Annotated in this window: 14 protein-coding genes; 6 read left to right on the forward strand and 8 right to left on the reverse strand. The window is 46.9% G+C overall.

The window, feature by feature from the left end:
- Nucleotides 1-4 precede the first annotated feature (4 nt).
- The gene (locus tag L0660_RS07835) at nt 5-1,513 is read left to right on the forward strand and encodes a PQQ-dependent sugar dehydrogenase (protein WP_235158979.1); all 1,509 of its coding nucleotides are present in this window, start codon (nt 5-7) and stop codon (nt 1,511-1,513) included.
- Between the two features lie 81 nt (nt 1,514-1,594).
- On the opposite strand, the gene L0660_RS07840 is transcribed toward L0660_RS07835, so the two are convergent.
- From L0660_RS07840 to L0660_RS07850, 3 genes are all read right to left on the reverse strand, one after another.
- Nucleotides 1,595-2,812, reverse strand: a complete 1,218-nt coding sequence (locus L0660_RS07840) for an ATP-binding protein (RefSeq protein WP_235158980.1) — start codon at nt 2,810-2,812, stop codon at nt 1,595-1,597.
- A 10-nt stretch (nt 2,813-2,822) separates the two neighbouring features.
- Nucleotides 2,823-3,617, reverse strand: coding sequence for an alpha/beta fold hydrolase (locus tag L0660_RS07845; protein ID WP_235158981.1), 795 nt, complete (start codon nt 3,615-3,617; stop codon nt 2,823-2,825).
- Nucleotides 3,618-3,717: 100 nt separating this feature from the next.
- Nucleotides 3,718-4,530, reverse strand: a complete 813-nt coding sequence (locus tag L0660_RS07850; RefSeq protein WP_235158982.1) for a class I SAM-dependent methyltransferase — start codon at nt 4,528-4,530, stop codon at nt 3,718-3,720.
- A 217-nt stretch (nt 4,531-4,747) separates the two neighbouring features.
- On the opposite strand from L0660_RS07850, the gene L0660_RS07855 reads away from it, so the two are divergent.
- Nucleotides 4,748-5,437: a hypothetical protein gene (locus tag L0660_RS07855; RefSeq protein ID WP_235158983.1), complete on the forward strand. Its 690-nt coding sequence runs from the start codon at nt 4,748-4,750 to the stop codon at nt 5,435-5,437.
- An 82-nt stretch (nt 5,438-5,519) separates the two neighbouring features.
- Here the strand turns inward: L0660_RS07855 and L0660_RS07860 are convergent, their stop codons facing one another.
- The 3 genes from L0660_RS07860 to L0660_RS07870 all read right to left on the reverse strand — a co-directional run bounded on the left by L0660_RS07860 (nt 5,520) and on the right by L0660_RS07870 (nt 9,631).
- The gene (locus L0660_RS07860; protein ID WP_235158984.1) at nt 5,520-7,388 is read right to left on the reverse strand and encodes a serine hydrolase; all 1,869 of its coding nucleotides are present in this window, start codon (nt 7,386-7,388) and stop codon (nt 5,520-5,522) included.
- A 120-nt stretch (nt 7,389-7,508) separates the two neighbouring features.
- Nucleotides 7,509-8,627 carry a helix-turn-helix domain-containing protein gene (locus L0660_RS07865; protein WP_235158985.1) on the reverse strand — a complete coding sequence of 373 codons (1,119 nt, stop codon included), beginning with the start codon at nt 8,625-8,627 and terminating at the stop codon, nt 7,509-7,511.
- The gene (locus L0660_RS07870; RefSeq protein WP_235158986.1) at nt 8,624-9,631 is read right to left on the reverse strand and encodes a GlxA family transcriptional regulator; all 1,008 of its coding nucleotides are present in this window, start codon (nt 9,629-9,631) and stop codon (nt 8,624-8,626) included. The genes L0660_RS07865 and L0660_RS07870 overlap by 4 nt, the downstream gene beginning before the upstream one ends.
- Before the next feature lie 150 nt (nt 9,632-9,781).
- On the opposite strand from L0660_RS07870, the gene L0660_RS07875 reads away from it, so the two are divergent.
- Nucleotides 9,782-10,228: an SRPBCC domain-containing protein gene (locus L0660_RS07875; RefSeq protein WP_235158987.1), complete on the forward strand. Its 447-nt coding sequence runs from the start codon at nt 9,782-9,784 to the stop codon at nt 10,226-10,228.
- Between the two features lie 81 nt (nt 10,229-10,309).
- On the opposite strand, the gene gdhA is transcribed toward L0660_RS07875, so the two are convergent.
- Nucleotides 10,310-11,647: an NADP-specific glutamate dehydrogenase gene (gene gdhA / locus L0660_RS07880; RefSeq protein ID WP_409013387.1), complete on the reverse strand. Its 1,338-nt coding sequence runs from the start codon at nt 11,645-11,647 to the stop codon at nt 10,310-10,312.
- A 267-nt stretch (nt 11,648-11,914) separates the two neighbouring features.
- Here gdhA and nhaA point away from each other — a divergent pair, with 267 nt between their 5' ends.
- On the forward strand, nt 11,915-13,120 hold the full coding sequence (nhaA, locus tag L0660_RS07885) for a Na+/H+ antiporter NhaA (RefSeq protein WP_235158988.1): 1,206 nt from the start codon (nt 11,915-11,917) through the stop codon (nt 13,118-13,120).
- Between the two features lie 27 nt (nt 13,121-13,147).
- Nucleotides 13,148-13,588 (forward strand): response regulator, encoded by a 441-nt coding sequence (locus L0660_RS07890; RefSeq protein ID WP_235158989.1) that lies wholly within the window; start codon nt 13,148-13,150, stop codon nt 13,586-13,588.
- A gap of 56 nt (nt 13,589-13,644) precedes the next feature.
- On the opposite strand, the gene L0660_RS07895 is transcribed toward L0660_RS07890, so the two are convergent.
- Nucleotides 13,645-14,040, reverse strand: a complete 396-nt coding sequence (locus L0660_RS07895; RefSeq protein WP_235158990.1) for a response regulator — start codon at nt 14,038-14,040, stop codon at nt 13,645-13,647.
- A gap of 126 nt (nt 14,041-14,166) precedes the next feature.
- Here L0660_RS07895 and L0660_RS07900 point away from each other — a divergent pair, with 126 nt between their 5' ends.
- Nucleotides 14,167-15,636: a serine hydrolase gene (locus tag L0660_RS07900; protein WP_235158991.1), complete on the forward strand. Its 1,470-nt coding sequence runs from the start codon at nt 14,167-14,169 to the stop codon at nt 15,634-15,636.
- Nucleotides 15,637-15,665: the final 29 nt, after the last annotated feature.

A 15,665-nucleotide genomic window follows, 5' to 3' on the forward strand; every position in this document is an offset into this window, starting at 1 on the left:
CCGGATGAGAAAACCGATATATATGTTAGCCGCGCTTTCGGGCGTGGCTGCATTTGCAATGGCATCGTTTGGTTACAGGCCAAAACCGTTGCCGGACTTTAAGACAGAAAAATTAGAATTGGATTCAACCATTCTGGATGTAACGACGATTGCTGAAAACCTGAATGTGCCGTGGGAGATGATATGGGGACCGGACAACATGATCTGGTTTACCGACCACGACGGGAAGGTCAGCAAGCTCAATCCCAAGACCGGCCAGGTCACGGAGCTTTTGCAGATCAAAGATTATTACAGAAAACGCCTTGGACTAATGAGCATGGTCCTGCATCCGGACTGGAAAACGCATCCGCAGGTTTTTATCAACTATACCCATATCCAGCCCGATTCTGTCATTGTATCAAAACTCGTCAGGTATACTTATAATGGTAAGGCGCTGATTGATCCGGTGTTATTGAAGCAAATTCCAGGCTACCTGGGCCATAATGGTTCCAGGCTAGTGATATCAAAGGACAGGAAATTACTTTGGGCAACCGGTGATTTAAAACAAAAAGAAACGATTCACGATCCGGTATTCGCCAATGGCAAAGTGCTCCGGCTCAATCTGGATGGCACAATTCCCAATGATAACCCACATCCCGGAAGTGCGTCCTGGGCCATGGGTTTTCGCGTTCCGCAGGGATTGACGTTTACCAAAAACGGCAACCTTTTCATCGCAGAGCATGGCGACGCAACGGATGACGAGGTTAACCTGGTGGTTAAAAATGGCGATTATGGCTGGCCCTACATGGCCGGATTCAGTGATCTGCCGGAGGAAAAGGAACATGCAAAAACCCATAAAAGCACATTTCCCGTGAAAGCCTGGACGCCGACCATTGCGCCGGCCGGAATGGAATATTATGATGGTAACATTCCCGAATGGAGAAATGCATTGCTGCTCAGTACATTAAAGGACCAGAGTCTGCGCATCCTGAAACTGGATGCGGACCAGGAAGAAGTGGTTGCGGAAGACATTGCGTTCAGCAAGCAATTCGGCAGGCTCCGCGATGTATGCGTTTCTCCTTCGGGCGACATTTACATCTCCACCAGCAACCGCGACTGGAACCCACCAGCCAATTTCCCGCTCAAAACCGATGACCGGATCATTCGGATCAGCAAAAGCGGCGTTATTCCGAAAAGCAGGCGTACCGTTAAAACCAGGCAGGAAACAAGCCATGCAGGCGCTTTTGAATTGTATCAGAACTTTTGCCAGTCGTGCCATAAAGCCGATGGCCGCGGGGTTGCGGGATCATTTCCTTCTCTTGTAACATCTGCCCGGCTATCCGGCGACAATGAAGCACTTATCGTGCTTTTACTCAAAGGCTCACAATCAGCCTCCGGAGAAGCAATGCCGGCATTCGGATTCCTGAGCGACGACCAGCTGGCGACCTTGTTATCCTATGCCCGGTCAAATTTTTCAACCAACAAAAACACGGTTAAACCCGACGAAATCAGCCGCGTACGTGCAAATAAATAACATTCCGTCACAGCCGGCAAGCTCGTTTCTGTTCTGGCGATTTCAACAGCCTCTGATGCCGCACAATGAGGCGCACGAATGTTAATTGGTGTAGTCAGCGATTTGCCGAAGAGGTAAAGTAATAATAAAAGTCGTCCCTTCTCCTACCCTGGACTTGACTTTCATTGTGCCGTAATGGCTTGAAATAACCTGTTTGCACAATGCAAGACCTACCCCCAGGCCCGGTGAATCCGTATTGAGCTTATTCAGCAAACGAAACACATAATCATTAAACTGACTGTCAAATCCAACTCCGTTGTCAGCAAATTCGATCTTGATATGGTCGGTGTATTTGTATTTCGAGGAATGGTTTCGATAAATATTTTCTTCGGAAATGACCGCAGTAACCTCAATGCTCAACGCACGGTCAAAAGCTTTGTTCTCGACGGCATTTTTCAGTAACTCATAAAAAACGCGTTTAATTTGCGTCTGCCTTCCATCAAATTCAGGCAGTTCCCCAATTTTAATGTTAAAATCAATAGCATCTTTTTCCCTCATCAACTGGTTGCGCGCCTCCGTGATGAGGTCTGCCGGATTGAGTAAAGTCATCGGATCGGAAGCGTTACTGACCTGCACGAAGTCCAGCATCGAGCCCATCATGGACCGCAGTCGTAGGATTGATTTCTTAATGACAGATAAATGTCGGGCGTCGTCGGTATTCGGAGCAATGTGCGCATTGCGCATGAAGGTGTCGAAAAAGAGGCTTATTTTACGCACGGGTTCCTGCATATCATGCATGAATATCTTCCCCATTTGCAAATACTCCTGACTGCGCTCGCTCAAAATCGAAATTTTCCTGTCAAGCGCAAACTGATTTGATTCCAGCTCATCTTTGAGCCTGTTCAACATCGCATTTTCATCCAGTGCTTTCTGTTGCACCCGGTTGGTTTCAAGAAGCTGCTCTTCATACTTCCGCCGCTCCCACACCGGCACAAACACGCACACGTAACAAATCGGATCGCTTTCATTCTGTATTTTAGCATTGACCATCACCGGGATAGGACTGCCAGTCATTGGTTTCAGCGTAAGGAATATTTCACTGACCGTGCCATTTAATTTAAGTAATGGGAAAAAATGAGTTTGGTGAAAGATCCGGCTTGATATGGTTAGGATTTTCTCGATGCTGTGCCCCAGAATCGCATCAGACTGGTAATTGAGCACTGAGCACAGCGTGCGGTTAGCAAATGTGATCGTCCCGGCTCCATCGAAAACGACGCAGCCGCAAGGTAGGTCTTGTAAAATTTGCTCAGCCTCTCCCAACAGAAATAGTTTATAAATCCAGAAATTCCTCCATCAGCTTCACGGTCTCTTCCGGCGCGCTCAGGTGCGGGCAATGTCCTGTTGCCTGCATGAGCCGGTAAGCACTGTTACCCATTTGTGAGTGCACAAACTCTCCTACCCCCACAGGCGCAATAATATCTTCTGAACACTGCATAATCAGCGTCGGGTGTGTCACATTGGGCAAATCCCTTCTGTTGTCGGATAAGAAAGTGACTTGTGCAAATTGTTTTGCTATAACCGGGTCAGTCGAGCAGAAGCTTTCGGTTAGCTCGGCACCTAGTTCAGGACGTCCCTCGTTTTGCATGATGGCAGGCCCCAGGAAATTAGCCCAGCCAATGTAATTTTTTTCCATCGTTTCCAGAAGCTCCTCAATGTCCTGCTGCTGAAAACCACCGGCATATTCCTGATCGTCAATATACCGGGCAGACGGGCCGATCAAAATCAAACGCTCAAAATATTCAGGTTTTTTTATCGAGGCCAGCACCCCGATCATACTGCTCACCGAATGGCCAACAAAAATGCAGTCGATCAAACCAAGCTCCCGGCAAATATCGATGATATCCTGGGCATAGCCGTTCAGGTTACTATAACGTTCGTAGTTATACGCGGTCACATCCGAATTACCGCTTCCAACGTAGTCAAACAGCACAATTTTGTAATCCCTTTCGAATGCGGGCCAGATGTAGCGCCACATGTTCTGACCACATCCGAAGCCATGTGCAAAGACCATCGCTTGGTTACCCTGGCCAAATATCCTGACGTTATTCCTCTTCTTTACATTCATATTCAGCCTAAAACCCAAATATAGGCTTTAAGGCTCAAAATATTAGGTTTGCTTACCAAATTGCCGAAACAAGATGTAAAGCAGACCCAAGAAAAAAATATCAGCGCAGAACTGTGACTTTCAGGAAAGTAGCGGGAATAGAAGTCTGGTTGCGGTCCGGGCTCTGGTTCTGGCTTTCGAACAAGCTTTCCAGCTCCCGCTGCAAATTTTCTTCCTGTCCGTTTTTTTCCGCAGCTTCGAAGGCGTTCATCGTCGGGCCGTAGTATTTTCTGAATGTTTCAAGAAAAACTGCCGGTGAATAAGGCGCTTGAAATGTAAATGTTTCCCTTTCAAATGAAATGTTCTCCGGCAATGCGCCTGCCGCGACGAAACGCTCCGTAACATTGCTTTCGACACCCCAGAGCATCGGGCTGACGAACCCCTCCGGCGGCGCCGGCGTGTAAGCGGAGCTCACTTTCAGGATCTGCGCAACCAGCGTCGGATCGCCGGGTATCCAGTTTCCCATGACTATTTTCCCGCCGGGACGCGTAACCCGGAACATTTCTCTTGCCACTTCAAATGGCTTAGGCGCGAACATCGCCCCGAAAACGCTTACTACCAGATCAAACGATTCATCCGCAATGTCGTTCAGATCAATGGCATCGCCTTCCCGAAACGTAATGTTGGTCAGGCCCTCTGCTCTTGCCCGGGCATTGCCCGCTTCCACGAGGTTTCGCGCAATGTCCACGCCCTGAACATTGGCGCCTAACCGTGCTGCGGGTATGGCAGTAGTGCCGTCGCCACAGCCCAGATCCAGAACATCGGCCCCGGCTTTAATTCCCAACTTCGCTACCAGTGCCGAACCGCTTTCACGCATCGTTGCTGCCAGGCGGGTGAAATCCCCTTTTTCCCAAAGTGCTTTGTTTGCATTCATTTTCTTTTCGTTTTGGTTAATAGATACTTTTAATTTTCTCTGTCCCGATAAACGACTGTTGACCACCGGATCGGATGCCCGACTTAGTTATCGGCAACGCAGCGGAGGCCGTAAAATAAGAATGTCAATGATACCAGCGCGATTCACTTGAATAAATGTAAAGACTTGATTATCATTATCATAACGTATCTCAATAAAAACCAAAACAGATCATGTTATGAAAACCAATTCCACCATTCGCAAGGCGATCTCTATGGGCACCATCTGCCTGTTCGGCTTGGCATTAGCCTGTACCGACCATGAATTACCGGAAATTCCGAACATGCCGGAATCAGAATGCATGCTCGCAACCAACATGACAGTGCCACGCGCCTACCCTTGCGAATTCAAGATTGAAAAACTTACATTTTATGCCAAAGACGGCGCTGTTCTCGGTGAGGTTACGCCTGCTGCCAGTGAAATCATTTTACCCCGGTCGGCTGCCAAGGAAGATTCCAATCCCTCGGCCGTGGCTGTGGATCAGATCGGTTCATTAAAATATGACGTGAAAGCAACCATCAGGCGGATTGCGACGCCATCATTTCCGGTTGTTGCCGGATATCAGTTGCGTTACACACAGCATACTTCAGGCGTGCTGGCCCTGACCACGCCGGGCGAAAGTTATCAGATCGGTATGTCGGTCCCGCTTACAGTCCCGGTCGGCGGAACCATCGAACAGCCATTTGAGCTATCCTATCTTTACAGACTTAACAATTCCGGCTCCGGCATCAAACCTGTCACTTTCAGTGGATTAACCGCATTCCTGATCTACAACGACGCCACAGCCGAAGAACTCGACGGACGTCCAAGCGCCATTGGCAATGTGGCAGAAGCATATGTGAAAATTGTCACGAAATCGGCTGAGTAAGCAATTTAAAATATGAATAACCCACATTATAAATTCTCAATAATTTCACTGATCATTGGGCGCATTCGTGCTGTTTTACAGATCAGAAAAACCAGTGATTACTTGCCAGAAGCCATATGAAGTATACTCCGGCACCGGAAGCGCAGCATAAGTAAATTTTGAGCGGCCAGCTTCGTAAATATTTCCATTTCAGTCCAAGCTGAATGCAGGTGAACATCATGAAAAGAGCAAAACCATAATTTCCGATCGTCCACGCAGTGTGAAGGCCGTCCATCGGCAAGGCTTCTTTCATGTGTTCGAAAAGCTGAGAAAGTGAATACAAAGACAGCAATAGCGAAAGTGAGGCAAGTCCTGGCATCAATCGAACAACCCATTGCTCTCTTCCCGCCTTTTTCAATATCAAAACAATGGCATTCACCACGCCAAAGCCGATGGCAGAAATCATTAGCACGGCGCTGACAATAAACAAGATAATGGGTATCCATGCCTGCCAGAGTGAAATTTTCTCGAAATACATCGTGCCGTCCGAAATCGCGGGATTCCCGGCACTGTCGTTCAGAAAAACAATGTGGGGGTGAATTGCATTGATATGCTTATAAAACCTGCCTTCCCTATCCGTTGCCTGCCACCGCATTTGTCCACGGCCGATAATGCTAACGTCCAAAAATTGCCCCACCTTGCTGACGTGAATGGTGTTGGTCAGACGCTCAAAAAAACCACTATATAACTGGCTGGGATTAGCGTAACGATAATATCCTGCACGCCTATCGACCGCCTTCTGATGCAATGGATAGACTTCCGCGGGCACTGGCTTGGGAGCATTGCCGAGCAAATATCGGCTGATCAGCCTGTCTGCAAACCTGTAAAACTCCTCATTATGCGTGTTAAGCGCAAATGCGTAGCCAACCCTCAGCTGGCGATTGTATAAAAATGCCAAGAGGAACCCGCCGATTGCGCCCCGGTGACCTCTGAATAATGTCCCGTCCAATTCGTGACTTTCATTGCCATACGCATATGTATTCCTGAGACCAGCCTTTGCAGACAGATAAGTATGGGGCGTTTCCGAATCTTCGAGAAACTCCCTGCTCAAAAACTTCCCATAAGGCTGCTCCCACCCATTCAAAAACATTTTCAGGCCGCGGGCTGCGTCCGCAGCATTGATGTTCAGTGAACTGTAACCACTGCTAAAAGCGGGCTGGTGCGGCACAAGAGAAAAGCCACGACCGTCCCATATATATCCTCTGCTATATAACCCTGCGTCGTCATCTGTCAGATTCAGATTTGTGTGGGCCATCCCCAGTTTGGCAAAAACCTCTTCTTTTACATAGTCATTTGTGGTTTTGCCGGAAACGCGTTCGATCACATAATCAAGAACAGCATAATTGACGCCGGAATAGGCATGCCGCTCACCTGGTCTCCATTTTGAGGACATGTATTTTTCAAATACGGCCAAGGCTTCCAAACCGGTGTATTGCCTGGAAGAAAAATTGTATTCTTCAAAGGGCGATTTATCGCTGAAACCCGTGGAATGCTCTAATAATTTGTCGATTGTAACCGGACTGACTTCTTCCCACTTATTGTGAAAACGAATGTCCGGGGCAATGTCTCTGAGCCTGGAATCGAGCCGGAGCTTTCCTTGTTTTACCAGATTCAGGACAGCGGCGGCGACGAATAATTTGGTGATGGAAGAGCCGCGAAAAAGAACATTTTCGGTTACAGCCCGCTTCTTTTCGTAGTCCGCCATTCCGAGGCCGGCAGCTAACAGCACAGTATCGCGCTTGACGAGGGTCAGCATCATGCCTGCAACATGCTGCTTTTCCATCTCAGTATGGAGTATGTTTTTAAGCTCTTCAATGTTAGCCGGAGCAGCTGGTTGCTGTGCGCGGGCAGGGATCCGGGCAAGTGAAAGCGTGGCCAATAGCCAAAGGGACGGCAGAAGAAAACGGGTCATTTTACATTGGGTTTTTTGGTGATCATTTCTGACCCAATGTTGGCGTTTTGTATTTATTCCGCGTTCGGATTTATCCAAAAGAACGTTTTTGGGCTCCTAATCGGTAAAGGCCGCTGGCAACTATGCCTGTGCTGATCTTTGGAATTCCGTCGGTGATAAGCCGGTCAGTTTTTTGAAGGAAGTATTAAATGAAGTTTTCGAATTGAAGCCGGCTTGAAAGGCAATGTCAAGCATCGTAAGCCGGGCGGCATTGTTCAGTAACAAGGACTTCGCTTTTTCAACACGATACCGGTTCACAAACGAGAAGAAATTTTCACCATACTCATCATTGATCAGGAACGATAATTCGTGAATGGATATGCCCATTTTATGAGACAAAAGAGGCAGGCTCAGCTCATTGTTCAGATAGACCTTCTCTTCTTCCATCAAATTTTCAAGCTTCACTTTTAAATAATTTATCTGAGTAATGGAGAGACGTTTTTGCTTCTCTGCCTTATGATCGGGATCCTTATTAAGGATTATATCCAGTTCTTTCAGCGTTTGCTCAGGGTAAGCGTAAACTTCTTTTTGTTTTAATGAATAATAGGACAAAAAATAGACACTCAGAAAATAGAGTACGGAAGCATAGCTGGCCCCGCCCGAAGGATTGAAAAAGGCAAGATGAAGCCAGGTTATGACAATCACAATAACCACATAGAGCAGATTGGTGAGCCAGGACAGGTCGATAGACTCGGTGGAAGAAGCCAGCTGGCGGATGTTTTGTCTGTGCCTGTATAACTTTCGGTAACTGAGTATCCAGTATATAATGATCTGGATCGGGAAAGCAGCTGCAAAAAAAGTAAATATGATGCGTTCAAGCGTTTTATCCGCGATCTCCAAATTGTTGCCCGTAAGCATGCGCGGCAATTGGAAAAAGAATAAAACGAGAAAAAGTAAAAAGTGCGCAAAAGTTCGCCAGGTAAATGTTTTCGTCGGGGCAGTAAAATAACGGACACTCAGGTATAGAGCCGGTGCTGCTACAAAGCGGCTTAACTCCAGGAAGCTTATCGTCAGCGGATATTGATTCTGCAATCCGAGATCATAAATAAAGATTTCCAGCAAGGACATGGCAAATGCCAGCATGAAAACGCCCAGCCAGCGGTTTGCATAAATGTTGTTATGTTTCGGATGGTTAGCGAGTAAAAAAGACAGCAAAAATGATCCCCCGGCAGACAGACCAATGATTAAAGTGTTATTCATTCGAGATTGAGTTGCTTCCGGTTATCCTGATACGCATGGCTGTTGTATTTTGAACGGTATTCGAGCGGAGAGATCCCGGTGATTTTCCTGAACACTTCCCGGAAGGCCTTCATGTCGGAGTATCCGGTTTCATACATAACCTCCTTGATGTTTTTGGAATTGGTTTCAAAGGATTTTTTGGCTGCTTCCATTTTCACGCGCTGTGCATATTCGGTTGGCGTGTTACCGGTTGCCTTGATAAATCTCCGGTCAAAGTTTCTCCTTCCCACGGCAAATTTAGACGCCAGTTCGACGATGGATATCTTGTTCTCCACATTTTCTTCGATATAAGCCTGCGCTTGCCTGATGACCTCGTCTTCATGTGATTTCTGTCCGGCAAAAATGATAAAAGGCGACTGCGTTTCCCGGTCTATATCGATCTGAAAAACCTTGGAGCAGAAAATGGCCGTTTGCCGGTCAAAATATTTTTCAACAAGGTAAATAATCAGATTCAGAAATGAATAGGCGCCCCCATTGGTGTAGATGCCGTTCTCATCCGTAATCAATTTGTCTTTCTGCACATCGATTTCCGGGAACATTGTCTTAAACCGATCCGCGAATGCCCAGTGCGTAGAACAGGTTTTTCCGTTGATCAGGCCCGAAGACGCCAACAAAAAGGCACCGGTGCAGATGCTCGCCACTTCTGCCCCGCCGCGATATTGGGCGCTGATCCATTCAATCAATGGTTGGTTCTTTGCTATGGCCTGTTCATATTGGTGATTTAAGGAAGGTATGACAATCAGGTTCGTTTTTGAAACAGCAGAAATATGGACATGAGGCTTTACAGAAAACAACCCTTCATGAAAGTCCACCTGCCCGGACAGCCCGGCCAGCTGAATATGGTATAATGTTTTTTTATATTTTTCTTCCCAATACGAATTCGCCCGCTTTAAAATCTTGTAAGCGCCCACAATGCTGCTGAGATTGTTCTCTCCGTCGGGAACAAGGATCGTGATATTTTTCATTTGTTTTTAACCGCAAGTTATAAACTGGCTTTGTCCAAATCAACCCGTTATAATGTCCATTTCACACGCCACGAATTTACTGCTAAGCCTATACTTTTGGAAAAAACTTAGCAGGTCAAACATTTTACTTCAAACCAAAAACTTTCACTTATGGCAGATATCTTGCACAGGGTCGGGATCAGATCGCAGTCATTACAGGACATTTATGATGCATTGACAACAGAGGCTGGCCTGGCGGGCTGGTGGACCAGCAATACGCAGGGACAGGGCAATCAGGTGGGCAACATCATTGCATTCCGATTCGGAGCAGGAGGCTTTGATATGAAAGTTACCGCGCTGGAAGAGCCTACGCATGTTTCATGGGAAGTCGTGGACGGCCCTGCCGAATGGGTAGGCACAAGCATCAGCTTCGACATAAGGCAAGAAAATGATTATGCTATCCTGCTTTTCAAACATGCCAACTGGCGTGAACCGGTTGAATTCATGCATCATTGCAGTACAAAATGGGCTGTTTTTCTGTTGAGTTTAAAATCCCTGATAGAAGAAGGTGAAGGCAAGCCGGATCCGAGGGACATCAAAATCGACAACTGGAATTAATATGGCCTCAATAAAATCATGGGCTTTGCCTTGTGCCGGGTAACCGACTGCAATGCAAAGCCCATGACAAATAATGGTTTCCTACACCAGCCCTTGCGCCAACATAGCATCGGCTACACGCACAAAGCCGCCGATATTAGCGCCTTGCATATAGCTTATGCGCCCGTCGGGCTTGTGTCCGTATCGCAGGCAAGTTGAATGGATATTGAACATAATGTCCTGCAACTTTTTATCCACTTCCTCGCGCGACCACGACAAACGCAGCGAATTCTGGGACATTTCCAGACCCGAAACAGCCACTCCACCCGCATTGGCCGCCTTACCGGGTGCGTACAGGATATCATTATCTTCGAATATAGAGATTGCTTCCGGCGTGCACGGCATATTTGCGCCTTCCGCTACGCACATACAGCCGTTGTTGATCAGCATGCGGGCGTCATCGCCATTCAATTCGTTTTGGGTCGCATTGGGCAGTGCAATGTCACATGGCACTTCCCAGGGTGTTTTGCCGGCAATGAATTCACACCCAAACCGGTCTGCATAAGCGCTGATCCTTCCGCGTGTTTCATTTTTCAAATGCATGATATAGGCAAATTTCTCTGCATCGATCCCTTTTTCATCATAGATGTATCCCGACGAATCAGAAAGGGTTAAAACTTTGGCACCCAGCTCGATACACTTTTCCAATGTATACTGCGCCACATTACCCGAGCCAGAAATGACCACACGTTTGCCTTTAATGCTGTCGCGGTGCTGCTTTAGCATTTGTTCAACGAAATAAACCACACCATAACCGGTCGCCTCGGGGCGGATCAGGCTTCCGCCATAGCTGGCGCCTTTGCCCGTTAGGACACCTGTAAACTCATTTTTGAGCCGCTTATATTGGCCAAATAAAAAACCGATTTCCCTGGCGCCTACACCGATATCCCCCGCCGGCACGTCGTTGTCCGAGCTGATGTGACGGAAAAGCTCCGTCATAAAGCTTTGACAAAAGAACATAACTTCTCTGTCGGAACGGCCTTTCGGATCAAAGTCCGATCCGCCCTTGCCTCCGCCCATCGGAAGCTGCGTCAGGCTATTTTTAAATATTTGTTCAAAAGCAAGAAACTTTAGTGTACCCAGGTTGACAGAAGGATGAAAACGCAGACCGCCTTTGTAAGGTCCGATCGCACTGTTCATCTGAACCCGGTAACCCCGGTTGATCTCCACTTCGCCCTGATCATTCATCCATGGGACCCTGAAAATAATGACACGCTCCGGCTCTGCAATCCGTTCAAGAATTTTGGCTTTCTGATAATGTGGCTTGTCCTGAATAAAAGGGATAATATTTTCGGCAACCTCGTGGACGGCCTGATGGAATTCATTTTCGCCGGGATTCCGATCGATGATCCGGGTCATGAAGGATTGTACGGAAGTCAATGTTAAAGTGGTTAGTAAATGGAAATATGTCTTCTTCTTCGATGTATTCCAAGGCAATATAATGCAGGAATGATTTGAATTAAACACTTGCAACATTATTGCACAAACTTTTTGCAGGCTGCTGACTAGCAAGTCTACGATCATTGGATGAACCAGCCCAACCGACACCCGCACCATATTGCCTATTACGGCTTTTAACAAAACAAAATAATTTAACGCTGTTAAATTTGGATGCATTTCTAAGCCATACTCATTAGTTTTACGGCTATGGCACAATTGATAAACATCCATTCGTTTAAGGAATTTTTCCGGTCGAGCTCAATCGGCGGTTTCATACTGATCATTTGCGTGATCATTTCACTGGTTATAGCCAACTCCGGCGCGGGACCGGGATTTGAAGCATTTCTGGCCAAGGAGATCGGAGCTGATCTGGGCGGCATTCACTTACGATACCCTATTCTGCTATGGATCAATGACGGGTTAATGGCCATTTTCTTCCTATTGGTAGGCCTGGAAATCAAGCGCGAGATGGTTGAAGGTGAACTTTCATCATTTAAAAAAGCCTCTCTTCCGATCCTCGCAGCCATGGGCGGCGTGTTGGCACCCGCACTGATTTACTATGCATTCAATGCCGGCACGGAAACGGCTGGCGGCTGGGGCATACCCATGGCTACGGACATTGCCTTTGCTATTGCGATCATTTCCATGCTCGGAAAGCGTGCGCCATCGTCCCTCAAAGTCTTCCTTTCGGCGCTGGCCATTGTCGACGACCTGATGGCGATCCTGGTTATAGCCATTTTTTATTCTTCGGATATACATTACACTTATCTTTTATACGCATTCGGGATCTTCCTTTTCCTTTTGTTGCTAAATAAGTTGAAGGTAAAAAACCTCGCGGCATATCTGATCCCGGGGCTTTTTATCTGGTATTTTATTCACCACTCTGGCGTACACGCCACTATTGCGGGTGTTTTGACCGCATTTGCGATTCCCACAACCCCGGACGCAACCGAGTCTCCACTGGAAAAACTCGAACATTTTCTCGTCAACCCGGTCAACTTTGTGATTATGCCCATTTTTGCCCTGGCCAACACCAATATTCAGTTTGAAGCGGGTATGCTGGAAGGATTGACCACCGTACTTGGCATCGGGATCATTGCCGGGCTTGTCATAGGAAAGCCCGTTGGGATTACCATTTTCTCCTGGATTGCAGTGAAGCTCGGGATTGCCAGAATGCCCAATAACGCTTCCTGGCTTCATATTATAGGCGTTGGGATGCTCGGTGGAATTGGCTTTACCATGTCCATTTTTATTGCGCTGCTTTCCTTTGCCGGCAAGGACCTGATCCTTTCAGAAGCCAAATTTTCTATTTTAACTGCCTCCATCATTTCAGGAATATTCGGTTACATCTGGCTGAGCAGACTTGACAAAAAAACAAAAAAAAACGGCTTATCGCCAGCTGAGGATCAATAGTCACCCGTTTGTTGGCACGCTATTAATGTGCATCCGCAAGCAAGATATCTGCTTTACGGACACACGAACGAGATTATGGGAGATAAAAAACTGTTTGTCATGATTGACGATGATACAGACGATCATGAAATATTCAGCATGGCGCTATCAGAGCTTGTCAAGCCATTGAAATGTCTTTTTTTCAAGGATTGCGAGTCGGCCGTCGCATATTTCAGCCAGCAGTCGGCATCTGCGCCCGGATATGTGTTTATTGACCTCAACCTGCCCAGGATACCTGGGGACGAATGTCTGGTGCATCTGCAAAAGTTGCAGGAATTCGACAGCCCCCGCATCATCATTTATTCCGGCCCTGTTCCGGAAGAGTGGCGAGAGCGTTTTAAGCAAATCGGTGTTGACCAGTTTATTGAGAAGACCGGTTCAATTTCGGAGCTGGTTGGTGAGCTGAAACAATTGACCGCGTTGGATTAAACACCGAAGGGCTGGTTTCAATGCAGATAAGTCAATTTGGATGTAATTGTTGCCAATTAATGTAAGTAACTGGCAATTTTGGCTGCAAATTCTACGTAACCTTCAAATGAAGTTGGTTTTACGAAAAAATCCCTGACGCCCGCCTGATGCGCCTGGTCAATCAGGGATTGGTTACCCGAGGTGGAGAACATGACGACTGGAATGGCAGCAAGTAATGGCTTGGACATGATCTTGCCGAGCGTTTCCAGCCCATCCATCCGCGGCATATTTACATCCAGCAAAATCAATGCAGGAAAATCAGGATTGCTTGTATCGATAATTTCAAAAAAATGCTGGCCGTCTATTGCTTCAATAATTGTAATGTCAGAACTTACTTGTGTGAAGGCTTCACAGACCAGATATCTGTCGTCGGGGTCATCGTCCACTAAGTAAACCCTTTTGGACTTTTCCATCAGCAGTTTTAAAGTATAGTAATTCGCTGCAAATATACGATTAGTTTTGCTCTCCGGCATACTGACTGATCAGGTCACGTGATTGCGCTGGACAACAACATCGAACCGAAATAAATAATGATCATTATGCGGCAAGTGGTTTTCAAATATGTGACAAGCCTGGCTTTGCTGTTCTCGGCTGCATCCTGTTCATCAGACGAGTCGAAACTTACCGGCCTCTGGCATACTGAACTGGAAGCCATACCCCAACTCAAAAGCGCATTTGATTTGGAATTGAATCACGATTTTTTCGGGGATAAATGGAGCGGGCGGTTTGAAATTGCCGAGACCATGACCGAAGGAAACTTATCCAGTGTAGAAGTTGATGGCTCCAAGATAACCCTTGATCTTGGCCAGGGCGCAATGTTCAAAGGCAATCTTGCAAATAATAAGCAGGAAATCACGGGTGTACTCAATGTGCCCGGCATCGAGAAGCAGACACTGCGTTTTACCAAAATAGAAAAATGGTCATCGCAGCGGCCCGCAAGGAGCGACAAGGATAATCAACCTGTAAAAACCTGGGCATATCAGGCCCCTCCTGCAATTCATGACGGATGGAAAGTGGGCACGATCAACACAGCAACCGGGGCTTCAAAGCCTTTGAGGGATCTTTTTGAAAATATCCTGAAAGGTCATTTTAATGGCCTCGATGCAATCCTGGTTGCCCGGAATGGCAACTTGCTATTGGAGGAATACTTCTATATAGGCGACCGGGAAAGGATTCACAGTATACAGTCGTGCACGAAAAGTGTGACCTCTCTTTTAATTGGTATTGCGCATGACGATGGCCTTATCAAGAATCTCGATGCGCCTGTGAACACCTTTTTTCCGGCTTACGGGGATTCCACAAAACGAAAAATGCCTCCATTTACACTGCGTAATGCATTAACCATGTCAGCAGCATTGGATTGGCGTGAGGATATTCCATATTCAGATCCCCGCAACGATGCAGTTCTGATGAACCAGAGTAAGGATATGTTTCAGTATGTTTTATCTAAAAACCCTGACCCGAAGGTTCGACCCGGCGAAGTATTTGAATACAACAGCGGACTCTCTATTTTGCTGGGAGGTGTTATTGCCAATACAACCGGAAAACCAGCCGATCAATACGCAACGCAAACACTCTTCAAAGATCTGGGAATAAATAAATTTACCTGGACCGCTATGAACGGGCAAATCCATACAGGCGGCGGACTGTTCATGAAGCCACGGGATATATTGAAGTTGGGCCAGCTGGTGCTAGACGAGGGAAAATGGAATGAAAAACAGATTGTTTCAGCATCCTGGATCAAAGAATCCACGGCATTTAATTTACCCGTAAATAAGGCAAACAAGGAGTGGGGATATGGATATCAATGGTGGCGTGGCGTGCTTCGGGCTGATAATAAGGTATTTAAAACAATATATGCAGCAGGATATGGAGGCCAGGTGCTGTGTATCATTCCGGATCTGGACCTGGTGATATTGACCTTACACCACAATGCAACCGAAGGAAACGGCAGACGGAGTATTTTATGGAAGGAAATGGAAACCAACATCCTCCCTGCATTCAAATGATTGTAGTTAAGTCCAACCAACACCCGCAA

This window comes from Dyadobacter sp. CY351 (assembly GCF_021502625.1).
Taxonomy (GTDB): Bacteria; Bacteroidota; Bacteroidia; order Cytophagales; family Spirosomataceae; genus Dyadobacter; species Dyadobacter chenhuakuii.

Coding starts and splice junctions, on each gene's coding strand:
- L0660_RS07835 (WP_235158979.1), top strand. CDS start 5: ATGAGAAAACCGATATATATGTTAGCCGCGCTTTCGGGCGTGGCTGCA.
- L0660_RS07845 (WP_235158981.1), bottom strand. CDS start 3,617: ATGAATGTAAAGAAGAGGAATAACGTCAGGATATTTGGCCAGGGTAAC.
- L0660_RS07850 (WP_235158982.1), bottom strand. CDS start 4,530: ATGAATGCAAACAAAGCACTTTGGGAAAAAGGGGATTTCACCCGCCTG.
- L0660_RS07855 (WP_235158983.1), top strand. CDS start 4,748: ATGAAAACCAATTCCACCATTCGCAAGGCGATCTCTATGGGCACCATC.
- L0660_RS07860 (WP_235158984.1), bottom strand. CDS start 7,388: ATGACCCGTTTTCTTCTGCCGTCCCTTTGGCTATTGGCCACGCTTTCA.
- L0660_RS07865 (WP_235158985.1), bottom strand. CDS start 8,627: ATGAATAACACTTTAATCATTGGTCTGTCTGCCGGGGGATCATTTTTG.
- L0660_RS07870 (WP_235158986.1), bottom strand. CDS start 9,631: ATGAAAAATATCACGATCCTTGTTCCCGACGGAGAGAACAATCTCAGC.
- L0660_RS07875 (WP_235158987.1), top strand. CDS start 9,782: ATGGCAGATATCTTGCACAGGGTCGGGATCAGATCGCAGTCATTACAG.
- nhaA (WP_235158988.1), top strand. CDS start 11,915: ATGGCACAATTGATAAACATCCATTCGTTTAAGGAATTTTTCCGGTCG.
- L0660_RS07895 (WP_235158990.1), bottom strand. CDS start 14,040: ATGGAAAAGTCCAAAAGGGTTTACTTAGTGGACGATGACCCCGACGAC.
- L0660_RS07900 (WP_235158991.1), top strand. CDS start 14,167: ATGCGGCAAGTGGTTTTCAAATATGTGACAAGCCTGGCTTTGCTGTTC.